This is a genomic window from Streptomyces sp. NPDC007164 (genome assembly GCF_040634135.1).
Taxonomy (GTDB): Bacteria; Actinomycetota; Actinomycetes; order Streptomycetales; family Streptomycetaceae; genus Streptomyces; species Streptomyces sanglieri.
Genome location: NZ_JBEYFB010000010.1, coordinates 31,345 through 54,227 on the forward strand (window position 1 = coordinate 31,345; position 22,883 = coordinate 54,227).

Below are 22,883 nucleotides of genomic sequence, written 5' to 3' on the forward strand. Positions count from 1 at the left end.
ACCGGCCGGCGTCCCGGCCGGAGGCGCTCGGGGGTCAGAGGCGCTCGGGGGTCCGGATGCCGAGCAGCTCCATGCCCTGGTGCAGGGTGCGGGCGGTGAGGTCCGAGAGGAAGAGGCGGTTCTCGGCCACATTGCCGGGGACCTCGGGCTTCAGCACCGGGCACTGGTCGTAGAACGTCGTGAAGAGCGACGACAGCTGGTAGAGGTACGAGGCCAGCTTGTGCGGCTCGTACGCGGTGGCGACCTCGGCCAGGACCTCGGCGAACTGGTCCAGGTGCAGGGCCAGCGCGCGCTCGGCCGGGGCCAGCTCCAGCTCCGGGTGGGGCTGGGACTTCAGCTCGCCCGCCTTGCGCTTGATGGAGCGGGACCGGGCGTGGGCGTACTGGATGTACACGCTGGTGTCGCCGGTCAGCGAGACCATCTGGTCCAGGTCGAACTTGTAGTCGCGGGCGGCCGACGTCGACAGGTCCGCGTACTTCACCGCGCCGATGCCGACCTGCGTGGCGCGCTCGGTGATCTCGTCCTCGGTGAGGTCCTTGGCCTTCTCGCGCACGACGGTGGAGGCCCGGTCGATCGCCTCGTCGAGGAGGTCGACCAGCCGGACCGTCTCGCCCTCACGGGTCTTGAACGGCTTGCCGTCCTTGCCGAGCACTGTGCCGAAGGCGAGCTGGACGGCCTTGACGTCCTCGTTCAGCCAGCCGGCCCGGCGGGCGGTCTCGAAGACCATCTTGAAGTGCAGGGCCTGCCGGGCGTCCACGACGTACAGCAGGGTGTCCGCCTTGAGGTTCCGCACCCGGTCGCGGATCGCGGAGAGGTCGGTCGCCGCGTAGCCGTAGCCGTCGTTCGACTTCTTGACGATCAGCGGCGTCGGGTTGCCGTCCGGGCCCTTCACGTCGTCGAAGAAGACGCAGAGTGCACCCTCGGAGCGGACGGCGACGCCCGACTCCTCAAGGATCCGGCAGGTCTCCTCAAGCATGTCGTTGTAGCCGGACTCGCCGACGATGTCGGCGTCCCGGATCTCCATGTCGAGCTTGTTGAAGACCGAGTAGAAGTAGATCTTCGACTCGTCGACGAAGCGCTGCCACATGGCGAGCGTCTCCGCGTCACCGGCCTGGAGCGCCACGACGCGGTCCCGGGAGCGGGCCTTGAACTCCTCGTCCGAGTCGAAGAGCGCGCGCGAGGCCTTGTAGAGCCGGTTCAGCGAGGACATGGCGGCTTCGCCGTCCACCTCGCCGCCGTCGCCCTCGTGGGTCAGCTCGCCCGGGTGCTCGGTCAGGTACTGGATGAGCATGCCGAACTGGGTGCCCCAGTCGCCGATGTGGTGCCTGCGGACCACGGACTCGCCCGTGAACTCCAGGATCTGCACCATCGCGTCACCGATCACCGCGGAGCGCAGGTGGCCGACGTGCATCTCCTTGGCCACGTTCGGCTGGGCGTAGTCGACGACGGTCGTGCCCGCGGCGCTGTTGTACGGCACCCCGAGCCGGCCCTCGTCGTCCGCGGCGCGCGCGGCGAGGGTCTCGATGATCGCCTTGTCGGTGAGCGTGATGTTGAGGAATCCGGGGCCGGAGACCTCGATCTCCTTGATCAGGCCGCCCGCCGGGATCGCGGCGGTGACCTGCGAGGCGAGCTCGCGGGGGTTGCCCTTGAGCTTCTTGGCGAGGGCCAGGATGCCGTTGGCCTGGAAGTCGGCCCGGTCGCTTCGTCGCAGCAGCGGGTCCGCGGTGCCGGCATCCGGCAGGGCTGCCGTCAGGGCGTCCGCGAGCTGCTGCTGGAGCGTGGAAGCGAGGGAATTGACCGAGGCCATGAGCTGGCTGCCGTTTCCGTAGGAGTACAAGGGATCACGCCCAGTATCCCACGGGGTGCAAAGCCGTTTTCGCGCTGCCGGTGGGACCTGGGAGAATGGGCGGTGCCCCTATGAGTCCCACAAGGGTGTTTCCTACGAGTCCTACAAGAGAGAAGGACGTGCAGACCGTGGCTCAGAGTCAGAGCAGCACAGAGACCGACTGGGTCTCCCGCTTCGCGGACGATGTCATCGCCGAATCGGAGCGTCGTGCGCCTGGCAAACCGGTCGTCGTCGCGTCCGGCCTCTCCCCGTCGGGCCCGATCCACCTGGGCAACCTCCGCGAGGTCATGACCCCGCACCTGGTCGCCGACGAGATCCGCCGCCGGGGGTACACCGTCCGGCACCTGATCTCGTGGGACGACTACGACCGGTACCGCAAGGTGCCGAACGGTGTCCCGGGCGTCGACGAGTCCTGGGCCGAGCACATCGGCAAGCCGCTGACCTCGGTGCCCGCCCCGGCCGGGTCCGCGTACTCGAACTGGGCCGAGCACTTCAAGGCCGCCATGACCGCCGCGCTGGACGAGCTGGGTGTCGAGTACGACGGCATCAGCCAGACCGAGCAGTACACGGCGGGCACCTATCGCGAGCAGATCCTGCACGCGATGAAGCACCGCGCCGACATCGACGCCGTCCTCGACCGGTACCGGACGAAGAAGGACCCGGCGGCCGCGGGCGCCAAGGGCGGCAAGAAGCCGCAGCAGAAGAAGGTCGACGAGGCCGAGCTGGAGGCCGAGGCGGGCTCCGGCGCGGCGAGCGAGGACGACGGCAGCGGCGGCTCGTCCGGCTACTTCCCGTACAAGCCCTACTGCGGCAACTGCGAGAAGGACCTCACCACCGTCACGTCGTACGACGACGACAGCACCGAGCTGAACTACACCTGCACGGCCTGCGGCTTCGCCGAGACGGTGCGGCTGAGCGAGTTCAACCGCGGCAAGCTGGTCTGGAAGGTCGACTGGCCGATGCGCTGGGCGTACGAGGGCGTGATCTTCGAGCCGAGCGGGGTGGACCACTCCTCGCCGGGCTCGTCGTTCGTCGTCGGCGGCCAGATCGTCCGCGAGATCTTCGACGGGGTGCAGCCGATCGGCCCGATGTACGCCTTCGTCGGCATCTCCGGCATGGCGAAGATGTCCTCCAGCAAGGGCGGCGTGCCGACCCCGGCCGACGCGCTGAAGATCATGGAGGCGCCGCTGCTGCGCTGGCTGTACGCGCGCCGCAAGCCCAACCAGTCCTTCAAGATCGCCTTCGACCAGGAGATCCAGCGGCTCTACGACGAGTGGGACTCGCTGGCGCGCAAGGTCGCCGACGGCTCGGTGCTGCCGGCCGACGCCGCCGCGTACGCGCGGGCCATCGGTACGGCCGCCGGTGAGCTGCCGAGCACGCCGCGCCCGCTGCCGTACCGGACGCTCGCCTCGGTCGTCGACATCACGGCCGGGCACGACGAGCAGACGCTGCGCATCCTGAGCGAGCTGGACCCGGAGAACCCGCTGACCTCGCTGGACGAGGCGCGGCCGCGGCTGGACCGAGCGGAGAACTGGATCACCAACCAGGTCCCGGCCGAGGCCCGCACGATCGTGCGCGACGAGCCGGACAAGGAGCTGCTCGGTTCGCTGGACGAGCAGGGCCGCCGGTCGCTGCGGCTGCTCGTGGAGGGGCTGGACTCGCACTGGTCGCTGGACGGGCTCACCACGCTCGTCTACGGCGTGCCGAAGATCCTGGCGGGCCTGGAGCCGGACGCCAAGCCGACGCCCGAGCTGAAGGTCGCGCAGCGGTCGTTCTTCGCGCTGCTGTACCGGCTGCTGGTCAGCCGGGACACCGGGCCGCGGCTGCCCACGCTGCTGCTGGCCGTGGGCGCCGACCGGGTGCGCGGGCTGCTGGGCGCGTAGCGGTTGGTTCCGGTTCATTCCGGTCTGTTGATCACGTAAGGGCCGTCACCCGGTGGATCGGGTGGCGGCCCTTCGGCGTCGCTGCGGCTCTCAGGCGATGTGGTCCGCTTCGAGTTCGGCGTGGTAGCGGTTCTTGAACTCCGGCATCATGCGGCGGATCAGTGCCGCGCTGCGCGGGTGCCTGACGTTGTGGCCGTCCGTGACGTGTATGTCCAGGGCGTCGACGCTCGGGAAGTCGTTGTGCTGGTTCACGAACGCGGCGAACACCTCGTACGCGATCACGGCGAACTCCGCGTCCTCCTGCGCCCACTCGGCGGGGTCCGGCTCGGGCTCCTGGGGCTGCTCCTGGAGTTGGAGCTGTTCCTGGAGTTGTTCCTGGGCCTCGTGGTTCTGCTGGGGCTGTTCCTGCCCCTGTTCCTGCTGCTGCTGGTGCTGCGCGGTGCGGGGGCCGGGAACGGCGCCGATCGTACCCACGCTGCCCAGGGGGCGGGTGCGGCCGCCGGGGCCCGTGGGGACCATCACCGGGGTCGGCTCCAGGCCCTCGACGTACGTCGGGTTGTAGGCGCTCTCGTACGCCTCGTCCGGGACCTGGGGCGCCGCGAACCAGGGGCTCTCGTGCGAGCCGGGCCCTTCCTGGGCCCAGTCCTGGGGCCAGTCCTGGGGCCACTCCTCGGCGGCGCCGGGGCCGGAGGGGTGGCTGTGCTGCGGGCGCTGTTGCTGTTGTTGCTGTCGGGCCTGCTGGTGTTGTTGTTGCTGGTGGTGTTCCTGCTGGTCGTGGCCCTGTTCGTACTGCTGGGCGTACTGCTGCTCGGGGGCGTACGGCAACTGGGGCTGGAACTCGCCCGGTTCGGCCTGGGTCAGAGCCGGGGGGAGCAGGGCGGGTTCGATGCCCGCGGCGGCCAGGCCGGCCGGGGCGGTCTCGGCGAGCGGGACGCCGTACTTCGCCAGGCGCAGCGGCATCAGGGACTCGACGGGGGCCTTGCGGCGCCAGTTGCGGCCGAAGCGGGCCTGGAGGCGGGCCTGGTAGATCAGCCGGTCCTGTTCGAGCTTGATGACCTGCTCGTAACTGCGGAGCTCCCAGAGCTTCATCCGGCGCCACAGCTTGAACGTCGGGACGGGGGAGAGCAGCCAGCGGGTGAGGCGGACGCCCTCCATGTGCTTGTCGGCCGTGATGTCGGCGATCCGGCCCACCGCGTGGCGGGCGGCCTCGACGGAGACCACGAACAGCACCGGGATGACCGCGTGCATGCCGACGCCGAGCGGGTCGGGCCAGGCCGCGGCGCCGTTGAAGGCGATCGTCGCGGCGGTCAGCAGCCAGGCGGTCTGGCGCAGCAGCGGGAACGGGATGCGCAGCCAGGTCAGCAGCAGGTCCAGCGCGAGCAGGACACAGATGCCCGCGTCGATGCCGATCGGGAAGACCAGCGAGAAGTCCCCGAAGCCCTTCTGGAGGGCGAGTTCGCGCACCGCCGCGTACGACCCCGCGAACCCGATCGCGGCGATGAGCACCGCTCCGGCGACCACGAGACCGATGAGTATCCGGTGGGTGCGTGTCAGCTGCATCGCGGCCACCCGCGTTCCCTCCCCGTTTCCCGTATCCGACGTCATGTGTCGGCGTCGTGCTGTGACTTCTGGCGGGCACAGCCTGGCACATGGGGGCGCGGGGCATTGCGCGGGGAGGGGCGAAGCCCGGTGCTCGGGGGAGCACCGGGCTTCGTGAAGCCGCCTCCGGGCCGGCGCCGCGGCCGGCCCGTCGGACGGGCCGGGCGCCGCTAGCTGGTCTTCCTGACGGACGACTTGTGGGCGGAGGTCTTCTTCTTGTCCGTCGACTTCTTGCTGTCGTCGGACTTGTCGTCGTCGGTCTTGCCGTCCGAGGACTTGGGGTCGTCCGCCTTGTCCGTGGCCTTCTCGCCCGGTGTGGCCGAGCCGGAGGCGACCGCGGCCACCGCTTCCTTGGCCGCCTTCTCGGCGCCCTTCAGGATGTCGCCGGCGGAGGGGGTCTTCGCGCCCGCGTAGCCCGCACCGTTGTAGGTGAGGGTGATGACGACGTTCTCGGTACGGGTCACGACCGTGGCGTACTTGAAGTCCTCGCCGGTCTTGCTGAGGTCGTAGGCGATCGTGCTCGCCTGGTCCCCGATGCCCGCGGCGGGTGCTTCGACGACCTTCTTGGCGCCCTCGGCCGCCTTCGCCTTGTCGACCTGCTTCGCGAAGTCCTGCTGCGCGCGCTTGGCACCGCTGCCCAGGGCCTGGTCCGACCCGAAGCGGGTGAAGCCGACGTCGAGCCAGCGGTACTGGGAGCCCTTCACACCGTTGTCGTCGAGGCCGTTCCAGGAGCAGCCGGCGCGGGAGGCGGTGTCGCTGGAGCTGGCGGCCGTGCCGTTCTTGGACTTCGCCGAGGGGACCAGGGATGTGACCGTCTTCTGGGTGATCGACTTGCACGGGTCGGGCAGCGCGGCGAACTTCGCGGGCTCGACGGTCGGTTCCGCCTTCTTGCTCGCGCTCGGCGATGCGGACGACGCGGACGAGCCCGATTCCTTCTTGTCGCCGGAGTCCGACGAGCAGCCGGCGACGACGAGCATCACCGGGACGGCGGCGCAGGCGAGTATGCGGGAGAGTCGCGGGGCTGAACGGTGCATGGTTCCTTCACTCGGGTGGCGCGGCGGGCGGGCTGCCAGGTGGTCGGGCGGGTGGTCGGGCGGGCTGCCACGTGGTCGGTCGGGCGGTCGGGCGGGCTGCCACATGGTCGGGCGGCCGGTCGGCCGGTGGTCCGGAGGGTGTCCCGGAAGCGGCTCCGGAGGGTTTTCCGGAGGGCCACGGTACGACGGACTGCGACCGGATGCCGCCTCGGCCGGGGGCCCGGTGGTCGGGGAGGACGTGGGTCAGGGGTGCCCGGGACGGGTCATTCGCTGAACTTCTCGACCAGCTTCCGGGCCAGTGCCTGGGCCTTCTCCTGCAGTTCCTTGCTGTCGGGGACCACGGTGGAGACGGTCGGCTGCTCGGCGTACTCGACGGTCACGATGACGTTCGATGTGCGGAATACCACCTTCACCGTGCGGTGCTGTGCGGTGGAACCTGCCCGGGTGGGCAGATCATCCAGAAATGCGCTGTCGCCGAGGTCGTCGAGAACGCGCGGCTGGAGGCTCTCGTCCGGGGTGCCGGTGCCGTCGTCGGTGTTCTCGCCGTCGGTGCTGTCGTCCTCGGTGGTGGGGCCGGTCAGGGCGTGCGAGGTGGGGTCGGAGGCGTCGTCGGAGGCGGCGGGCGTCTGCTCCTTCCCGTCCTTGCCCTTCCCGGCTTCCTTGTCCTTGCCCTTGTCCTTCTCCGTGCTCTTGTCTTCGTCCTTGTCCGTGTCCTCGTCCGCCGCGTTCTCCGTGCTCTTCGCGACGTCGGGGGTCGCGGAGGGGGAGGACAGCCCGGCGGCGGTCTCCTGCTTCGTGTACACCTCGCGGGCGCGGTCGTCGTCGCTCACCGCGGGGTCGTAGGACACGACGCGCTCGAAGTCGATGGACAGGGTGTGCGAGGAGGAAGGGTCCTCGGACTTCCAGTTGCAGCCGACCCGGCGATCGGTGTTGTAGGTGACGGAGGCGGTGCCCTCGTACACCTTCTGCTGCTGTTCCTCGGTGAGTTCGGCGGCGCCCGGAAGCAGGTCCTTCAGTGTCGAGGTCTCGACGGCGCGGCAAGGCTCGGGAAGGGTGCGGTACTTGCCGGGTGCCGCGGCGGCGACGGTCTCCTCGCCGGGCTTGCCGTCGGCTGCGGAACCACCGGTTCCGGAGTCGGCGCTGCAGCCGACGACGAGCGCTGCCAGTAGCGCGGTGCCGGTTACGAAGGCCATTCGTCGCACGGTCCTGGGCTCCCTTCGTGCGAAAAACGGTTGCCGCCCGATGGCGACCGGTGGACACAATGTGTATCGCACGCGCCGCTGTGAATGCCGGTCGACCGACTCATTTGCCGACCTTGGCACCGGTTTTGCGCTTTCAGACTTTTCGGGGGAATCGAGGAACTATGTCTTATGTAGAGGTGCCGGGGGCGAAGGTTCCCATCCGCATGTGGGCCGACCCGGCCTCGGTCGAGGACGTCGCGATGCGGCAGCTGCGCAATGTGGCCACGCTGCCCTGGATCAAGGGTCTCGCCGTCATGCCGGACGTCCATTTCGGCAAGGGCGCGACGGTCGGTTCGGTGATCGCGATGCACGGTGCGGTCTGTCCGGCGGCGGTCGGTGTGGACATCGGCTGCGGAATGTCCGCGGTGAAGACCTCGCTGACGGCCAATGACCTGCCGGGCGACCTGTCCCGGCTGCGGTCGAGCATCGAGCAGGCCATTCCGGTGGGCCGGGGCATGCACGACGACGCCGTGGAGCCGGACGGGTTGTACGGCTTCCGGGCGCCGGGCTGGGACGACTTCTGGGGACGGTTCGACGGGGTGGCCGACGCGGTCAAGTTCCGTCAGGAACGTGCCACGAAGCAGATGGGGACGCTCGGATCGGGCAACCACTTCATCGAGTTCTGCCTCGACGAGGCGGGTTCGGTCTGGCTGATGCTGCACTCCGGATCGCGGAACATCGGCAAGGAGCTGGCCGACTTCCACATCGGGCAGGCGCAGAAGCTGCCGCACAACCAGGACCTGATCGACCGGGATCTGGCGGTGTTCATCGCCGACACCCCGGAGATGGCGGCGTACCGGAACGACCTGTTCTGGGCGCAGGAGTACGCGAAGCACAACCGGGCCATCATGATGGCGCTCTTCCAGAACGTGGTCCGCAAGGAGTTCAAGAAGGCCAAGGTGACCTTCGAACCGGTCATCTCCTGCCACCACAACTACGTGGCGGAGGAGCGGTACGAGGGCATGGACCTGCTGGTCACGCGTAAGGGTGCGATCCGCGCGGGGTCCGGGGACTTCGGGATCATTCCGGGGTCGATGGGCACGGGTTCGTACATCGTGAAGGGCCTCGGGAACGAGAAGTCTTTCAACTCGGCCTCGCACGGCGCCGGTCGGAAGATGAGCCGGAACGCCGCGAAGCGACGCTTCTCGACGCGTGATCTGGAGGACCAGACGCGGGGCGTGGAGTGCCGTAAGGACTCCGGCGTCGTGGACGAGATTCCGGCCGCGTACAAGCCGATCGAGAAGGTCATCGAGCAGCAGCGGGACCTGGTGGAGGTCGTCGCCAAGCTCAAGCAGATCGTGTGCGTGAAGGGCTGAATCGGTTCTACATCGATTCGTCGTTGGTTCTTCGTTGGTTCTTCGCGCGCGGTGGGCGGAGGGGCCCGGGACGCGGGTGGGTGTGTCCCGGGCCCCTTTCTGTCCGGCTGCTTCCTGTCCGGTCTGGTCCGGTTCGTTCCGGTGTTGCTCGGCCCCGGCCGCGTCCGGTTCGCCCCGGTGTTGCTCGGCCCTATCCCGTCCCGTCCGGTCCGTTCCGGTCAGGCGGTGCGGTGGACCTTGGAGTTGGAGGCCTGGGCGCGGGGGCGGACGACCAGGAGATCGATGTTGACGTGGCTGGGCCTGGTGACGGCCCAGGAGATGGTGTCGGCCACGTCGTCGGCGGTGAGGGGTGCGTCGACGCCCGCGTACACCTTGGCGGCCTTCTCGGCGTCGCCGCGGAAGCGGGTGGTGGCGAACTCCTCGGTCTTGACCATGCCCGGAGCGACCTCGATGACGCGGACCGGGGTGCCGACGATCTCCAGGCGGAGGGTCTCGGCCAGGACGTGCTCGCCGTGCTTGGCGGCCACGTAACCGCCGCCGCCCTCGTACGTGGAGAGGCCGGCGGTGGAGGAGAGGATGACCACCGTGCCGTCGCCGCTCGCGGTGAGGGCGGGGAGCAGGGCCTGGGTGACATTGAGCGTGCCGATGACGTTGGTCTCGTACATCTGCCGCCAGTCGGCGGGGTCGCCGCTGGCGACGGGGTCGGCCCCGAGCGCGCCTCCCGCGTTGTTGACGAGGACGGCGAGGGTACGGAACGCCGTGGCGAACTCGTTCACCGCATCGCGGTCGGTGACGTCCAGCGCGTAGGCCGTGGCCTGGTGGCCCGCTTCGTTGATCTCGGCGGCGAGCGCCTCGATGCGGTCCTTGCGGCGGGCGGTCACCACGACGCGGTAGCCGGCGGCGGCGAGCTGCCGGGCGGTCGCGGCGCCGATGCCGCTGCTCGCTCCGGTGATGACGGCGATCGGGGTGGCGGCCATGGCGGACTCCTCGGACAGCTGATCGGTACGGGGGTCAGGATAGGCAGGTGCCGGGGTCAGTGGCTGCGGGGGGCGTACATGATCACTGCCATGCCGGCGAGGCAGATCAGCGCGCCGATCACGTCCCAGCGGTCGGGGCGGTAGCCGTCGGCGACCATGCCCCAGGCGATCGAGCCGGCGACGAAGACCCCGCCGTACGCGGCGAGGATGCGGCCGAACTCGCCGTCCGGCTGAAGCGTGGCGACGAAGCCGTAGGCGCCCAGCGCGATGACGCCCGCCCCGATCCAGATCCAGCCCCGGTGCTCGCGCACGCCCTGCCAGACCAGCCAGGCGCCCCCGATCTCGAAGAGCGCGGCGACGACGAAGAGAGCGACGGATCGGGCGATCGACATGAGGGCAGCGTGTCATGTGAGGAGAAGGGCGCGCCGAACCGGTCGGTAAATACGGATGATTCGGGGCGATCTGTATCTTCGGGGCATGGTAGTGACACATAGAGCTGCGCGAGCTGTCTCCGCGACGGCGTTGTTGGCCGGGAGTGTGGTGCTGGGGGCGGGGGCCGCGACCGCCGTGCCTTCCGCGGCCATGATGCCCTCCGCGCTTCCTGGGGCTTCGGATCGCCTCGGCGCCTCCGTGCTTGCCGGGGCTTCCGCTCGTCCCGGTGCCTCCGTGCTTCCTGCGGCTTCCGCTCGTCCCGGTGCCTCCGTGCTTCCTGCGGCTTCCGCTCGTCCCGATGCCTCCGTGCTCGCTGCGGCTTCTGCTCGTCCCGATGCCGCCGCGCTCTCCGGGGCCTCCGCTCTTCCTGAGCCCTTCGTGGGCATTGCGCCCGAGGCCGATGTGTCGCACCACGGGCATGTCCTGCTGTGGGGTGCGGGGCTCAAGGTCCGGGTGCGGACCGACAACCACGGCCCGTCGAGTCTGACCGGAGTGACCGTGCGCGTGCGGACCTCGGTGGCGCTCGCCGGACGGCAGGAACTTCCGCAGAGCTGTCTGCGGGCCGACCGGCGGACCGTGTTGTGCCGGACGGGCAGCCTCCGCGCCGACGGGGTGCAGGAGCGGCGGCTGGCCCTCGAACTGCGGCTCGCCGGGCGGCCGGACGAGGTCGTCGTACGGGTCGACACCCTGTGGAACGGCGGAGCGACCGACCGGAACTCCAGGAACAACGACCACAAGGTGCTGGCCCCGGCCACCGGCGACGAGTACGTGTTCTGAACCCCGGCGGTCGACACGGCGAGCGACGCGGCGGGTGGTTCGGGCCCGGTGCTCGTAGGGGCAGCCGATGCGGGTCCGGTGCTCATCGGTCGAGTGCGGCCCGCAGGGCCGCCGGGTCGGGGTGGTCGCTCGCCCAGGCGATGTAGCCGTCGGGGCGGACGAGCAGGGTGGTGGTGCGGTCGCCCTGCCAGTGGGCGTGCACCAGCGGGGTCGGTGCTGCCGGAGCGGCGGTGCCGTCGGGGGTGACCAGGACGAACGTGCCGTCGCGCAGCAGTTGGTGCAGGCGGCCCTCCCGGAGGCTCAGGTCGGGGGCGCGCTTCGCGGTCAGGGGATGCGCACCGCGTGGGGCCCGGTAGGCGATCGAGATGCCGGAGACCATGCCGATGGCCCTGTCCGAGGCGGGCCGGACGATGGCCAGTGTCTTGGCGGTGAAGGTCCTGACCGTCCGCTGGAGCGGGGTGCGGGCCATGGCGAGGCGGACAAGCGCGCCGCTGGTGTGGAGCACCCTCACGCCGACCGGGTGCCGTTCGGCGTGGTAGCTGTCGAGGAGCGCTTCGGGGTCGGCCGTGCGCCCCCGTAGTACGGCGGCGAGCTTCCAGGAGAGGTTGGCCGCGTCCTGGAGGCCGGTGTTCATGCCCTGGCCGCCCGCGGGGGAGTGGACGTGGGCGGCGTCCCCGGCGAGGAAGACCCGTCCGGTCCGGTAGCACGGGACCTGGCGCTCGTCGCTGTGGAAGCGGGAGATCCAGCGTGCTTCGTGCATGCCGAAGTCGGTGCCGAGGGCGGTGCGGCAGATCTCGCGCAGCTCGTCCAGGTCGACGGGGTCGCTGTCGGCCGCCTGGTGCGCGCGGTGCCACCCCATCACGCGGTACCAGCCGTCGCCGAAGGGTGCGATGAAGGCGAAGGCATCTCCCCCGCCGCTGACCGTCAGGATGTCGGAGGGCTCGTCGGTGAGCCGGACATCGGCGAGGACCATCGACCGGATCACCGATCTGCCGGGGAAGGGGAGCCCGAGTGCATGGCGCACGGGACTGCGCATTCCGTCGGTGCCTACGAGATAGCGGGCGGTGAGGGTCGTCCGGCTGCCGTCCGCCTCGCGCAGCTCGGCGGTGACGGATTGCGCTGCGGCGCTCTGGTGGAGCGAGGTCAGCTCCGTCTCGTACCGGAAGTGGACGCCGGCGGTGCGGGCCCGGCGCTCCAGCAGGTGCTCCACCTCGTACTGCGGAGTGATCAGCACGAACGGGAACCGGGTGTGCAGCCGGGAGAGGTCGAGCGAGAGCTTCCCGAAGAAGCGCAGGGAGGTGAGCGGGGTGCCGGTCTTGATCAGCTCGTCGGCCAGACCGCGACTGTCGAGCAGTTCGAGCGTGCGGGCATGCACGGCGAAGGCGCGGGTCATGTTGTTCGTCCGGTGCGGGCGGCGCTCGACGAGCGTGACGGAGATGCCCTGGGCCGCCAGGTCCCCTGCCAGCAGCAGGCCGGTGGGGCCGGCGCCCACGATGAGTGCGTCGACGGTTTCGGGTGCGGTGCTCGGGGTGGTGGTCATGACTGCCTCCTGGGCCCGTTCATCAGCTGTCACCGTTATGCCAACGACTGTTGGTCAACGCTTGTTGGCAACGGTAGCTCCGACGGAACTGGCATGTCAACGCTTGTTGGCCTACATTTGTTGGCATGACAGAGTCCGCCACCGCGCCCCGCCGCTCGGATGCCACCAAGGCCGCGATCCTCGATGCCGCGCGCGAGCGGTTCGCCGCCGACGGGTACGAACGCGCCACCATCCGGGCCATCGCCCGCGACGCGAACATCGACCCGTCGATGGTCATGCGCTACTACGGCAACAAGGAGGGACTGTTCGTCGCCGCCTCCTCGATCGACCTGCGGATACCCGAGCTGGGTGCGTTGCCGGGCAAGCACGTGGGTGCGGTGCTGATCGGGCATTTCCTGGACCGCTGGGAGGGTGACGACGTGCTCACGGGCATGCTCAGGGTCAGCGTCACCAACGAAGCGGGCGCCGAGCGGATGAGGGCGATCTTCGCCGAGCAGATCGGCGCGGTCACGGTCGGGGTCTGTCCGGTCCCCGCCGAAGCGGCCCGCCGTGCGGTGCTCGTCGCCTCGCAGATCCTCGGGATGGCGCTCGCGCGTTATGTGCTGCGGTTCGGGCCCGCTGTCGAGATGTCGCGCGACGAGGTGATCGCCTGGCTCGCACCCACCGTCCAGCGCTATCTGACCGCCGAGACGCCGTAGCCGGGCCGGGGCGGGGCGGGGCGGGGTGGGCCTGCCGGGAGCGGGCCTGACCCTGCCGGGACCGGCTCTGACCTGGCCTGACCTGGCCGGGCCGAGGCGGTTGGCTGCTCCGTACACTCTCTGTATGTCGCAGAAGCCCCAGCCCGGCCGCAGCGCGCTGATGGCCGAGCTGACCGTCGAGTCACGCCGCTACATGGCCGCCTTCGCGCTCTTCAATCAGGCCGTCGCCGACCATCTGCGGCTCCACCCGACCGATCTCCAGTGCCTCAACCTGCTCAGTCTGGAGGCGATGCCGGTCACCACGGGCCGCATCGCGGAGCTGACCGGGTTGACCACGGGCTCGGCGACCCGGCTGGTCGACCGGCTGGAGCGGGGCGGATACGTGACGCGCGAGCGGGACACCGTCGACCGGCGACGGGTGCTCGTCACGACCGTGCCGGAACGGATAGTGGAGATCGGGGCGGTCTGGGAGCGGCTGAACGGGGCGTGGGCGGCGATGTTCGAGGCGTACGACGACGATGAAGTGGCCCTGCTCATCGCCCACATGCGGCGGACGGTCGAGCTGAGCGCGCTACAGGTCGAGTCGCTGCGGGAGGCCACCGGCGGCGCGTGACGACCGCCGATGGTGTACGGCGGTGCGTGATGCGGCATGCGGCATGCCGCATGGCGTGTGGCATGCGGCGTGTGGCGGTGGGACTGGCGCCGGGCTACGCGCCGTCCGCCGATGTGGGTGCGAATTCCTTGAGGGCCTTCGTGACGATCGCCTCCAGGTGGGAGTGGTGGGCGCCCCGCCAGTAGACGCGGTCGCACTCCGTGCACTGCGCGAAGACGTCGTACGAGCTCCGGGTGCCGTGCTCCAGCTGCTCGCTGACCGCGTCCTTGTCGGCCGCCTTCAGCGGGCCGTTGCAGGCGGTGCACCGGGTCCACGGGGCGAGGTGCGGGGCGAACCGCTCCAGCACATCGCGGAGCTGGTCCTCCGGGCGGTCGCTGTAGACGTACGCCCCGGCCCAGATCTCGCGCCGGTGCAGCAGCCCGCGGTCCCGTGAGAGCAGTACGCGCCGCTCCTGTGCCGACCGGGCGGCAAGCGCGGGATCGCCGATGTCCTCGCTCTCGTACGCCGCGTCGACACCCAGCAGCCGCAGCCGCCGGGCCAGGGTGCCGAGGTGGACGTCGAGCAGGAACCGCAGGGGCGCGCCCGGGACCTGCTGGGGGCGTGCCACGGCACGAACCTCGACCAGTTCGCCGGCCCCCGGGATGTGTGAGACCGGCACGGGCCGGCCGTCGACCAGGATTTCCCCCGCCTCGGTGAGCGGGATGCCGAGCGACTCCACGACGTGGCCGAGGGTGGACGAGCCGTCCGTTGTCACGGCCGTGCGCCCCCGGCGGCGTTCATGTGCGACGAAGAGCCGCAGCTCGGGGGCGACTTCGAGGTGGATCTCCGGTCCGTTCACCCCGCCAGGATGTCATCGGCCGGGGTGTGCCAGCCAGGGGGTTTCGATGCTCAGAGAGTTTCGGTGCTCGCAGAGTTTCGTCGCTCAGGGGCGGAAAGCCGCGGCGTGCTCCTCGGCCCAGGCGGCGAAGGTGCGGGCCGGGTGGCCGGTCAGCTTCTCGGCGTCGCTCGTCACCTCGTCCGGGACGCCGTCCAGAGTGGCCGCGTACGCGAGCAGCCCGTCGGCGACCGGCCCGGGCATGAAGGCGGCCACCGACTCCTTCCAGGCGGCTCCGGTCACGGTGTTGACGGTGATGGGGTGCCCGGATGCCGCTGCCAGCAGGCCGATCTGCTCGGCGGCGGTGAACGATTCGGGGCCGGTCAGGTGGTACGCCGCGCCCTGCAGGCGGGGCTCGGTGAGCGCGGCGAGGGCGGCCTCGGCGATGTCCGTGGCATGGATGGGGCTGGAGTGGCTGTTGGGGTAGGGGAGATCGACGGAGCCGTGGGCCCGTACCGACTGCACCCACTGGAACGCGTTGCTCATGAACGCCCCCGGGCGCAGCAGCGTCGTGGTGAGGGGCGAGGCGATCACGGCCTGCTCCACCGCGTGGTGGGAGGAGGCGATCGGGTTTTCCCGGGCGTCCGGGGCCAGAACCGAACTGGAGGAGAGCAGCACGATGTGGCTCACCCCGGCGGTCTCGGCCGTGGCGAGGAAGGCGTCGATGCCGGACGGGGTGGCGTAGAGGAAGACGGAGTCGATGCCGTCGAGAGCGGCCCCGAAAGTGGCCGGATCGCCGAGATCGCAGGCCACGACGGGCACGCCGGCGGGCAGTGCGTCGGCCGTGGCGGCAAGGCTTTCGGGGGTGCGCGAGGCCGCCCGGACGGCGTGGCCGTCGCGGTGCAGCAGCGAGACGAGCGTGGAGCCGATACGGCCCCGGCATCCGGTGACGAGAGTGGTCATGGTGGAGGAATCCCCTCTGCGGGTACGGCAAATATACTTGCGGCAAGAATAAGCTGTGTCGCGCAGATAAATATTCAGGGGGATGGGAGAGGTGTCAAAGCACTTTCGGACGTCCCCGGAGGCGGGCCTCCAGGGACGGGGCGGCTGCGGCTACGTCTGCGTCTGCGGCTACGAAGCGAAGCGGCCGAGGTCGGGGTCGGGGTCGCGGCCGGGGTCGAGGTCGAGCCGCCAGTCGTTCGTCAGCAGCGCATGGCCGGGCGGGTACTCGAAGTCGCACTCGCCGATCAGGGCGAAGCCCGCCTTGCGGCACACCGCGTTCGACGCGCCGTTCTCCACGGACGGGTAGGCGTGCAGGAAGTGGTGCTTGCGCTCGGCGCGGGCCTGCTCGGCGACCGCCGTCGTCGCGGCCGTCGCGATGCCCAGGCCCTGGTACTCGGGGAGGACGGCCCACCCCGTCTCGTACACCTCCTGGCCCTGCCAGGTCCGCTCCCAGAAGCCGATCGTGCCCACCGCCTCGGCCCTGTCCGTCAGCGCGATGCGGAACATCCTGCCCCGGCCCGTGCGGTCCGCGCTCAGCTCCACGTAGCGCCCGTGGCGAGCTATGAGCTGCTCCTCCGTCTCGGGGCCGCCCAAGTGGTCCATCAGCTCAGGTGCGTTGACGCGGCGGAGCAGCTCCAGGTCGGCATCCGACCAAGCCTCGATCCGTACGGGAGATGAAGCGCTGCGTTCCATACCGGAACTGTAGGACGGGGCACTGACATCGGGCGGTCAGCGCGGGGCGAACGCCGTCGGGGGCACGCCGACCGTGGCGGTGAAGTCCCTGATCAGGTGGGCCTGGTCGCTGTAGCCGAGTTCCGCGGCGAGCGCCGCCCAGTTCACCTGCGGGTCCGATTCCGCCCGCTCCAGGGCCTCGTGGATGCGGTAGCGGAGGATGACCCACTTGGGGCCGACGCCGACGTACGAGGCGAAGAGCCGCTGGAGCGAGCGCGGCGACAGCCCCGCGGTGCGGGCGAGTTCGTCGACGCGACGCACCGTGCGGTCCGTGCGCACCAGGTCGGCCAGCGCCATCGCGCGTTCGGCCTGCGGGTCGGGTTCCGGGCCGAGCGCCAGCAGGTACTGGTCGAGCGCCGTCACCCGCGCGTCCTCGTCCGCCGGGCCGAGGACGTCCGATGGCGGGGCGGGCGGGGTGAACACCTCGTCGGCGGGGAGCCGCCGCCCCGTCCACTCCGAGACCGGCCGGTCCGGTGCGAACGGCCGGAATCCGCCGGGCCGGAACTGCACCCCGCAGACCCGGCCCCGGCCCTCCAGTTTCTGCGTGAAGAGCTCCAGCCCGATGCCCGAGACCTCCACGAAGTCGTCCTCGCCCTCGAACCGCTGGAAGACCAGGTTCACGGACGGGTGCGGCACCACGTGGGAGGCGTACGGCTGCGACAGGTCCCAGTCGATGAGCCAGTAGTGCTCCACGTACGGTCGCAGCTCGGCGGCGGGTTCGCGGCGGCGGAAACGTACCTGGGCGAAGAGTTCGGGGGCGTCGACGATGCCCCGGGTGTCGCGTCGAGGACCGGCCATGGCGGCGATCCTACGATCCCCGGACCGTCCCGGCGCGGACGGTGTCGCGTTTCTTCAAGCGCCCGGCCGCCCGGTCGTGCACCGTCGGAGGATGACGAAGATCAGTGATTTGCTGGCCACGGCCGTCGGACCGGCCGTGGCGGTGCTGGACGGGATCGACGACGACGGCCTCGACGCCCCCACTCCCTGTGCGGAGTACGACGTACGGGCCCTGATCAGTCATCTCTTCCAAGTGGTCGTCAACTTCCAGGCCCTGGCGGCCAGGAAGGAGGTCGACTTCGGGACGACGCCGGACATCGTCACCGGGGACTGGCGGGCCCGGTTCGGCGAGGAGGCGGCCGGGCTGGTGGCGGCCTGGGCGGTGCCCGGCGCGGACGAGGGGACCACGGGGGCCATGGGGCTTCCGGCCAGGACCGTCGGGAACATGGTGCTGGGCGATCTGACCGTCCACGCCTGGGACCTGGCGCGGGCCACCGGCCAGGAGTTCACCCCGGACGAGTCGGTACTGGACGAGATCGGTCCCGCGCTGGCCGCGATGGCTCCGATGGCCCGGGAGGCGAAGGTGTTCGGCGAGCCGCACCCCGTGCCGGACGGGGCTAGTCCCTTCGACGAGGTCCTGGCGCTGACCGGCCGGGATCCCGGCTGGCGGCTGCCCGGCGCCTGACATCTGCGGCCGGAGGGCGGGGGTCCGGGATCTCGGCCGCCGGTGCCTCCGGGGTGTCGTAGAGACCGTCCAGCCTGGTGAGCGCGCCGTCGACGACGTCCTCGGCGTCCACCAGCATCGCGCTCTCGGCCTGCCGGGCCGCCCGGTGCCCCGGCCGGCCGGGACACGGGGGCGCCGGGTGCCGTCGCCGCCACCAGTTCTCGCATTCCGCGTAGATGCCGCAGGCGAAGACCAGCACCGGGATGGACAGGGCCAGCAGGGCGTCGCCCACGGCAGACCTCCTCGCACGCACGGGACCAAGGCAGGTCTCCTCTCCATCGGCAGCTCCGCCGGGCCGACTGAAGATCTGTCTTCGGCCAATGTGTTCGGCCAGTGTGCTCAGCCAGTGAACGGGAGGAACGGCCGGATGCGGGGGCGGGTGCCCGGATGTGGGGGTGCGAGGGCGGTCTACCGGCTCCACACGTGCAGTGCGTCGCCCGCCTCCGACACCGTGTACCAGGTGCCGTCGCCGAGCGCCGTGGGTGCGCCGGATATCGGGAACGGGTATGTGACCTGCGCCGTCAACCGCATCCGTGCCCCGGCCGTGCTCACCAGCCAGTGGCGCTGCTCGCCGTACTCCCCGTCCCGCTCCGACGTACCGGCGATGACGGTCTCCTCGTCGAGGAAGCCGCAGTCGTAGTCCCAGAGCGTCTCGTCGGCGTCGCGGTCGTCGGGATCGGCCTCGGGATGGCGCGGGACGATGTGCTCGGTGTCGAGTTCGGAGAGTACGGAGCCGTCGTCGATCCGGTGCACGCCGAGCGTCTCCTCGTAGTGGGTCACCGTCAGGAAGCGGTCTCCCGAGGGGCTCACCCCCGTCAGGATCCGTTCGTCGTTGCAGAACTGCTCGACGGAGAGCTTCGCGCCGTCCCACCGGCCCCACCGCAGCGGCACCCCGTCCTGGCCCTCGCCGACGCACAGCCCCATCCGGGCAGGGTCGGGATGCGGGACATGGTCGGAGCCGGCCGCCACCGTCCCGGTCTCCGCACGGCCGAGGACCCGTCCGTCGGCGGCGTCAAGGATCAGCCACTCGTCCAGCGCCTCCGGATCGGGGCCGGAGGCGGCGACGGGGCCGCGGATATGGGCCCAGACGAGCGTCCCGTCCGCGGAGAACACGGCCGAGCCGCTGTCCGCGTACAGATGGCGGCGGTCGGCCGCGTACTCCTCGTACGTGGTGTGGAGGGTGCGGCAGCTGCCCTCCCAGCAGCCGTGCGCCACCTCCCAGCGCACCGCCCCCGTCGGATCCACCGCGCGCACCGCGTGCACCCCGGCGAAGACCGCGAGGCGGCCGCCCGGCGCCACCGTGCAGGTGCCGAAGTCGCGGGGCCAGGGCGCGGGGAAACGGACCGGCGCCGCGTCCGGATCGCCGGGGTCGACGGCGATCAGTTCGGTGTCGCCGCGCTGGACGAGCAGGCGCCGGAAGCCTGCTGACGGCCCGTCGCCGGAACCGGGCCGTGCGTCCGGCCAGTGCAGGAGGCGTGGGGCGTCCGCCGTCTTCCGTGCGTGGTCCAGCGGTGCGGCGAGGGTGGTGACAAGGCGTGCGGCAGTGACAGCGGTGGTGGCAGTGACAGTGGTGGCAGCGGCAGCGGCAGCGGCAGCGGCAGCGGCATCGGTAGTGGCAGCGGCATCGGCCATGGGGCGGGCCCTTCCCCTCGTGCGTGAGTGCATCGGTACGGGGAGAACCGTAAGGCGGGTCGGTGGGTGCCGGGACGGCGGCCTCAGCCCTGGTACGTGTCCGGGACGATGGCGACCGGGCAGGGTGAGTAGTGCAGCACCGCGTGGTTGACCGGGCCCAGTTGGAGCCCGTGCCATCCGCTGCTGCGCCGGGCGCCGACGACCAGGAGTTCCGCGTTCTCGGCGGCTTCGATGAGTACCTGGTGGGCCGGGCCCTGTGCCACGGAGCGGTGGATGACGACGGTTCCGGAGCCGTCCTGGCCGGGCGCGCCCTGCGGCTCCTGCGCCTGCTGTTGTTTCTTCCGGGTCTCCAGGGTTTCCAGGGCCTTCAGGACCTCGTCGAGGTGTTCCTCGGCCTGGCGGCGGTGGGTGGAAGCGGGGACGCCCGGGAGGGGCGGATGGGTCAGGAGCGCGTGCGCGGGGCGGCGCCAGGCGCGTACGGCGGTGAGCTCGCCGTGTCGCGATGCGGCCTGGGCCAGGGCGAAGACGGCGGCGGCCGACGGACCGGCTTCATCGCTGATCCCGACCACGATGCGGCCGGTTTGCGGCGGTGCGCCCGGCTGTCTCGCCGGAATCACCACGACCGGGCAGTGCGACCGGCCGGCCAGCGCCAGCCCCACGGACCCCAGGAGCATTCCGGCGATCCGGCCCCGGCCCCGGGAGCCCAGGACGACGAGTGACGCCTCGTGACTCTCCTGTACGAGGGCGGCCACCGGGTCCTCGGGCTGCACGTCGGCCACCACACTCACCTCGGGCCTGAGGTCGCGCACCCGGTCCCGGGCCGAGGCGACCAGATGCTCGGCGAGGAGCTGTTCGCCGGGCACCCCGGCGTCCACGGTGGGGCGCAGGCCCTCGTAGTGCTCCCACAGAGACGCGTGCACGACGCGCAGGGGGTGCCGGGAGCGCGACGCCTCGGCCGCGGCCCAGTCCAGGGCGCGCAGGCTGCCCTCCGAACCGTCCACCCCGACGACCACCGGGAGCCGCATCGCTCCCACCGCCTTTCTCTACGGTTCGATCGTCAGCACCCGGTCCAGGCGTCTGCGCGGCGTTCGCGGACCGGTGGGCCCGTATCCCATGCGGATGATCATCTGAGGGCTCCCCGTGCCGTGGACGGGGTCGCGCAGGACCCAGCGCAGGTCCGGCCATTCGACGGGCTGGGTCGCGAACGAGGTGGACACCGCGTCCAGTGTGGCGGTGAGCAGGACGCGTTCCACGGCCTGACCCGCGCTGAGCCAGTCCGCCGGGCGGTCGTTCTCGGTGGACAGCAGGGCCAGTTGCGGCCGTCGCTCGAACAGGACGCGGGCCCGGCCCGCCGGGGCGCCGGTGCCGGTGAAATCGCGGTTGATCGCCCGCTCGGAGGCGTCGCGCGGGCCGAAGGCGTAGTCGGGGATCCCGTCGACCGGCGCGTCGGTCTTCGTGAACCGGGCCCAGTGCTCCTGCTCGGCCTCCCGCGCCGGGTCGCCGCGGTCGTACCCCTCGGCGTCCCGGATCAGGTCGAGCACGGTCTCCAGATGCGGCGGAACCAGGAACGCGAGGTCCGCGCCCTCGGTACGGGCCGCGCTCACCAGGCGTGCGCGGACGTCCTCGGGGATCGGCTGCTCGTCGAACGGGTAGCGGCTGGTGTGCCGGTCCGCGATCGCGGGGTGAAGGGCGCGGAGCGCCTCGTCGGGCCGGTCGCGCGGGGTGTCGGGGCCGGCGTCGAGGCGTACGGCGGCCAGGAACGCCGGATCGGACGGGGCGGGCAGCAGTGTGGTGGCCGCGGACAGGCCGTGGTGGGCGGCGGACACCCGCAGGTTCAGCAGGGCCGCGCCGCAGCCCACGTGCAGAGCGCGGGTGGTGGGGTCGGCCGCGGGCATCGCGCGCTCGAAGTCGGCCCGGAGGGCGAGGGTGCGGTCGCCGCGTGTGTAGCGGAAGAGCCAGGGCTGGGCGTTGTGCATGGACGGAGCGGCGGTGGCGTCGGCCACGAGGTCGGCAACCACCGTGTCGGTGAGCGTCTGGGCGGACATCTGACCCCCCGCGGATCGGGAACTGTCGATGTCTCTCCAGCATGTATCAAGTGCCGCCGCGACGGTATGGGAGAAGGTCCGGGTTTCCGGGATCCCGCCGGTGGGGGATCGTGGAAGGGGAGGCGGGGGAGGGTGGCGACGGCACTTCGCGCACCGGAGGTGGATCATGACCGTCCCCGTGACCGTAGGACTGAACGGGACGCCCGCGAGCATGGCCGCGGCGGACTGGGGCGCCCGTGAGGCTGCGCTGAGAGGTCTGCCGCTGCGGCTGGTGAGCGCCTGGGAGTGGCAGCCGTTCTCGTACGCGCCGCTGGCCGGCAGCGAAATGCCGGAACAGTGGTCCGTACGGGTGCCGGAGGAGGCCGCCGCGGAGCTGCGGCGCCGCTACCCGGGCCTGGACGTCACCGCCGACCGGCTCACCGGCCCGCCGCCCGAGGTGCTGTGCGAGGCCGCGAAGGAGAGCGAACTGCTGGCTCTCGGGAGCACCGGGCTCGGCCCGCTCGCCGGATTCCTGCTGGGGTCCGTGGCGATGGCGACCGTCGCGCACACCGGGCGGCCGGTCGTCCTCGTGCGTGCCCCTGAGGGCGGGCAGGGCGAGGGAGAGGGGGCCGAGGAGGATGCGGGAGGGGAAGCCGGCAGTGGTGGTGGCAACGGTGGTGACGGTGGGGCGTCGGAGGCGGGTGACGGTGCCGTGGTGCTCGGCATCGATCTGAGCAGCCCCGGTGACGAGACGATCCGGTTCGGCTTCGCGGCTGCCTCCGTCCGGTCGGCGCCGTTGCGGGTGATCAATGGCTGGAATCCGCCGCCCTACTTCGGGCACGGCATCGGTGACGACGAGGGCCGGCGGTCCGAGGCGATCGACCGGGCCGCCGAAACGATGCGGGCCGTGCTGGCGCCGTGGCGCGAGCGGTACCCGGCCGTCGAGGTGGCCGAGGAGCCCGGGATCGGGCGGCCCGCCCGGCTGCTGTCGGAGGCCGGGGCAGGGGCCGGACTCGTGGTCGTCGGCCGCCGGGCGACCCCGCGCAGGCCCGGACAGCCGCGCATCGGGCACGTCGCTCACGCGGTCCTGCACCACTGCCCGGCGCCGGTGGCCGTCGTGCCGTCGGCGGACGTCGTACCGCTGGCGGCCGTTGTACCACCGTCGGATGTCGTACCGCCGGCGGCCTGAGCGGCCTGGGTCGCCGGTCGGCCTGAGCCATCT

22 protein-coding genes are annotated in these 22,883 nt (G+C 71.1%); 7 read left to right on the plus strand and 15 right to left on the minus strand.

The annotated features are described in order from the left end of the window. Positions 1-34: 34 nt before the first annotated feature. Entirely contained in the window at positions 35-1,807 is a 1,773-nt protein-coding gene (gene argS / locus ABZ622_RS15760; protein ID WP_360543634.1) for an arginine--tRNA ligase, read from the minus strand. Between the two features lie 158 nt (positions 1,808-1,965). Here argS and lysS point away from each other — a divergent pair, with 158 nt between their 5' ends. Then, positions 1,966-3,729 carry a lysine--tRNA ligase gene (lysS, locus tag ABZ622_RS15765; protein ID WP_360543357.1) on the plus strand — a complete coding sequence of 588 codons (1,764 nt, stop codon included), beginning with the start codon at positions 1,966-1,968 and terminating at the stop codon, positions 3,727-3,729. A 90-nt stretch (positions 3,730-3,819) separates the two neighbouring features. Here the strand turns inward: lysS and ABZ622_RS15770 are convergent, their stop codons facing one another. The 3 genes from ABZ622_RS15770 to ABZ622_RS15780 form a co-directional block, all read right to left on the minus strand. After that, positions 3,820-5,289 (minus strand): DUF2637 domain-containing protein, encoded by a 1,470-nt coding sequence (locus tag ABZ622_RS15770; RefSeq protein ID WP_360543359.1) that lies wholly within the window; start codon positions 5,287-5,289, stop codon positions 3,820-3,822. Positions 5,290-5,498: 209 nt separating this feature from the next. Beyond that, entirely contained in the window at positions 5,499-6,362 is an 864-nt protein-coding gene (locus ABZ622_RS15775) for a DUF3558 family protein (protein ID WP_360543361.1), read from the minus strand. 263 nt (positions 6,363-6,625) lie between these two features. Then, positions 6,626-7,555 (minus strand): DUF3558 domain-containing protein, encoded by a 930-nt coding sequence (locus tag ABZ622_RS15780; protein WP_360543363.1) that lies wholly within the window; start codon positions 7,553-7,555, stop codon positions 6,626-6,628. Between the two features lie 170 nt (positions 7,556-7,725). Here ABZ622_RS15780 and ABZ622_RS15785 point away from each other — a divergent pair, with 170 nt between their 5' ends. Further along, the gene (locus ABZ622_RS15785; protein ID WP_266492657.1) at positions 7,726-8,919 is read left to right on the plus strand and encodes an RtcB family protein; all 1,194 of its coding nucleotides are present in this window, start codon (positions 7,726-7,728) and stop codon (positions 8,917-8,919) included. A gap of 218 nt (positions 8,920-9,137) precedes the next feature. On the opposite strand, the gene ABZ622_RS15790 is transcribed toward ABZ622_RS15785, so the two are convergent. After that, a complete protein-coding gene (locus ABZ622_RS15790; protein ID WP_360543365.1) occupies positions 9,138-9,896 on the minus strand; it encodes an SDR family NAD(P)-dependent oxidoreductase in 759 nt (252 codons plus the stop codon). A gap of 56 nt (positions 9,897-9,952) precedes the next feature. Then, positions 9,953-10,288 (minus strand): YnfA family protein, encoded by a 336-nt coding sequence (locus tag ABZ622_RS15795; protein ID WP_259930096.1) that lies wholly within the window; start codon positions 10,286-10,288, stop codon positions 9,953-9,955. A gap of 418 nt (positions 10,289-10,706) precedes the next feature. Between ABZ622_RS15795 and ABZ622_RS15800 the strand changes: the two genes are divergently transcribed. Beyond that, entirely contained in the window at positions 10,707-11,105 is a 399-nt protein-coding gene (locus tag ABZ622_RS15800; protein ID WP_360543367.1) for a hypothetical protein, read from the plus strand. 82 nt (positions 11,106-11,187) lie between these two features. On the opposite strand, the gene ABZ622_RS15805 is transcribed toward ABZ622_RS15800, so the two are convergent. Then, the gene (locus tag ABZ622_RS15805) at positions 11,188-12,645 is read right to left on the minus strand and encodes an FAD-dependent monooxygenase (protein WP_360543369.1); all 1,458 of its coding nucleotides are present in this window, start codon (positions 12,643-12,645) and stop codon (positions 11,188-11,190) included. A 125-nt stretch (positions 12,646-12,770) separates the two neighbouring features. Between ABZ622_RS15805 and ABZ622_RS15810 the strand changes: the two genes are divergently transcribed. Both ABZ622_RS15810 and ABZ622_RS15815 read left to right on the plus strand, forming a co-directional pair. After that, the gene (locus ABZ622_RS15810) at positions 12,771-13,343 is read left to right on the plus strand and encodes a TetR family transcriptional regulator (RefSeq protein WP_360543371.1); all 573 of its coding nucleotides are present in this window, start codon (positions 12,771-12,773) and stop codon (positions 13,341-13,343) included. 124 nt (positions 13,344-13,467) lie between these two features. Further along, entirely contained in the window at positions 13,468-13,956 is a 489-nt protein-coding gene (locus ABZ622_RS15815; RefSeq protein ID WP_360543373.1) for a MarR family transcriptional regulator, read from the plus strand. Positions 13,957-14,050: 94 nt separating this feature from the next. Here ABZ622_RS15815 and ABZ622_RS15820 read toward each other — a convergent pair whose 3' ends face one another. From ABZ622_RS15820 to ABZ622_RS15835, 4 genes are all read right to left on the minus strand, one after another. After that, positions 14,051-14,794, minus strand: a complete 744-nt coding sequence (locus tag ABZ622_RS15820) for a Mut7-C RNAse domain-containing protein (RefSeq protein ID WP_360543375.1) — start codon at positions 14,792-14,794, stop codon at positions 14,051-14,053. An 84-nt stretch (positions 14,795-14,878) separates the two neighbouring features. After that, positions 14,879-15,733 carry an NAD(P)H-binding protein gene (locus ABZ622_RS15825; RefSeq protein ID WP_360543377.1) on the minus strand — a complete coding sequence of 285 codons (855 nt, stop codon included), beginning with the start codon at positions 15,731-15,733 and terminating at the stop codon, positions 14,879-14,881. Positions 15,734-15,901: 168 nt separating this feature from the next. Continuing rightward, entirely contained in the window at positions 15,902-16,465 is a 564-nt protein-coding gene (locus tag ABZ622_RS15830; RefSeq protein WP_360543379.1) for a GNAT family N-acetyltransferase, read from the minus strand. Positions 16,466-16,501: 36 nt separating this feature from the next. After that, the gene (locus ABZ622_RS15835; protein WP_360543381.1) at positions 16,502-17,302 is read right to left on the minus strand and encodes a helix-turn-helix domain-containing protein; all 801 of its coding nucleotides are present in this window, start codon (positions 17,300-17,302) and stop codon (positions 16,502-16,504) included. A gap of 91 nt (positions 17,303-17,393) precedes the next feature. Here ABZ622_RS15835 and ABZ622_RS15840 point away from each other — a divergent pair, with 91 nt between their 5' ends. Then, positions 17,394-17,966: a TIGR03086 family metal-binding protein gene (locus ABZ622_RS15840; protein WP_360543383.1), complete on the plus strand. Its 573-nt coding sequence runs from the start codon at positions 17,394-17,396 to the stop codon at positions 17,964-17,966. On the opposite strand, the gene ABZ622_RS15845 is transcribed toward ABZ622_RS15840, so the two are convergent. The 4 genes from ABZ622_RS15845 to ABZ622_RS15860 form a co-directional block, all read right to left on the minus strand. Then, entirely contained in the window at positions 17,899-18,237 is a 339-nt protein-coding gene (locus tag ABZ622_RS15845; protein WP_360543385.1) for a hypothetical protein, read from the minus strand. The genes ABZ622_RS15840 and ABZ622_RS15845 overlap by 68 nt on opposite strands. 176 nt (positions 18,238-18,413) lie before the next feature. After that, positions 18,414-19,637, minus strand: coding sequence for a hypothetical protein (locus ABZ622_RS15850; RefSeq protein ID WP_360543387.1), 1,224 nt, complete (start codon positions 19,635-19,637; stop codon positions 18,414-18,416). A gap of 83 nt (positions 19,638-19,720) precedes the next feature. Then, complete coding sequence (locus ABZ622_RS15855; protein ID WP_360543389.1) at positions 19,721-20,662, minus strand: universal stress protein; 942 nt, start codon at positions 20,660-20,662, stop codon at positions 19,721-19,723. 18 nt (positions 20,663-20,680) lie between these two features. Beyond that, complete coding sequence (locus ABZ622_RS15860) at positions 20,681-21,682, minus strand: nitroreductase (protein WP_360543391.1); 1,002 nt, start codon at positions 21,680-21,682, stop codon at positions 20,681-20,683. 178 nt (positions 21,683-21,860) lie between these two features. Here ABZ622_RS15860 and ABZ622_RS15865 point away from each other — a divergent pair, with 178 nt between their 5' ends. Continuing rightward, positions 21,861-22,850: a universal stress protein gene (locus ABZ622_RS15865; RefSeq protein ID WP_360543393.1), complete on the plus strand. Its 990-nt coding sequence runs from the start codon at positions 21,861-21,863 to the stop codon at positions 22,848-22,850. The last annotated feature ends 33 nt before the right edge of the window (positions 22,851-22,883 follow it).

Coding starts and splice junctions, on each gene's coding strand:
- argS (WP_360543634.1), bottom strand. CDS start 1,807: ATGGCCTCGGTCAATTCCCTCGCTTCCACGCTCCAGCAGCAGCTCGCG.
- ABZ622_RS15770 (WP_360543359.1), bottom strand. CDS start 5,289: ATGCAGCTGACACGCACCCACCGGATACTCATCGGTCTCGTGGTCGCC.
- ABZ622_RS15775 (WP_360543361.1), bottom strand. CDS start 6,362: ATGCACCGTTCAGCCCCGCGACTCTCCCGCATACTCGCCTGCGCCGCC.
- ABZ622_RS15780 (WP_360543363.1), bottom strand. CDS start 7,555: ATGGCCTTCGTAACCGGCACCGCGCTACTGGCAGCGCTCGTCGTCGGC.
- ABZ622_RS15785 (WP_266492657.1), top strand. CDS start 7,726: ATGTCTTATGTAGAGGTGCCGGGGGCGAAGGTTCCCATCCGCATGTGG.
- ABZ622_RS15790 (WP_360543365.1), bottom strand. CDS start 9,896: ATGGCCGCCACCCCGATCGCCGTCATCACCGGAGCGAGCAGCGGCATC.
- ABZ622_RS15795 (WP_259930096.1), bottom strand. CDS start 10,288: ATGTCGATCGCCCGATCCGTCGCTCTCTTCGTCGTCGCCGCGCTCTTC.
- ABZ622_RS15805 (WP_360543369.1), bottom strand. CDS start 12,645: ATGACCACCACCCCGAGCACCGCACCCGAAACCGTCGACGCACTCATC.
- ABZ622_RS15810 (WP_360543371.1), top strand. CDS start 12,771: ATGACAGAGTCCGCCACCGCGCCCCGCCGCTCGGATGCCACCAAGGCC.
- ABZ622_RS15815 (WP_360543373.1), top strand. CDS start 13,468: ATGTCGCAGAAGCCCCAGCCCGGCCGCAGCGCGCTGATGGCCGAGCTG.
- ABZ622_RS15825 (WP_360543377.1), bottom strand. CDS start 15,733: ATGACCACTCTCGTCACCGGATGCCGGGGCCGTATCGGCTCCACGCTC.
- ABZ622_RS15830 (WP_360543379.1), bottom strand. CDS start 16,465: ATGGAACGCAGCGCTTCATCTCCCGTACGGATCGAGGCTTGGTCGGAT.
- ABZ622_RS15835 (WP_360543381.1), bottom strand. CDS start 17,302: ATGGCCGGTCCTCGACGCGACACCCGGGGCATCGTCGACGCCCCCGAA.
- ABZ622_RS15840 (WP_360543383.1), top strand. CDS start 17,394: ATGACGAAGATCAGTGATTTGCTGGCCACGGCCGTCGGACCGGCCGTG.
- ABZ622_RS15850 (WP_360543387.1), bottom strand. CDS start 19,637: ATGGCCGATGCCGCTGCCACTACCGATGCCGCTGCCGCTGCCGCTGCC.
- ABZ622_RS15855 (WP_360543389.1), bottom strand. CDS start 20,662: ATGCGGCTCCCGGTGGTCGTCGGGGTGGACGGTTCGGAGGGCAGCCTG.
- ABZ622_RS15860 (WP_360543391.1), bottom strand. CDS start 21,682: ATGTCCGCCCAGACGCTCACCGACACGGTGGTTGCCGACCTCGTGGCC.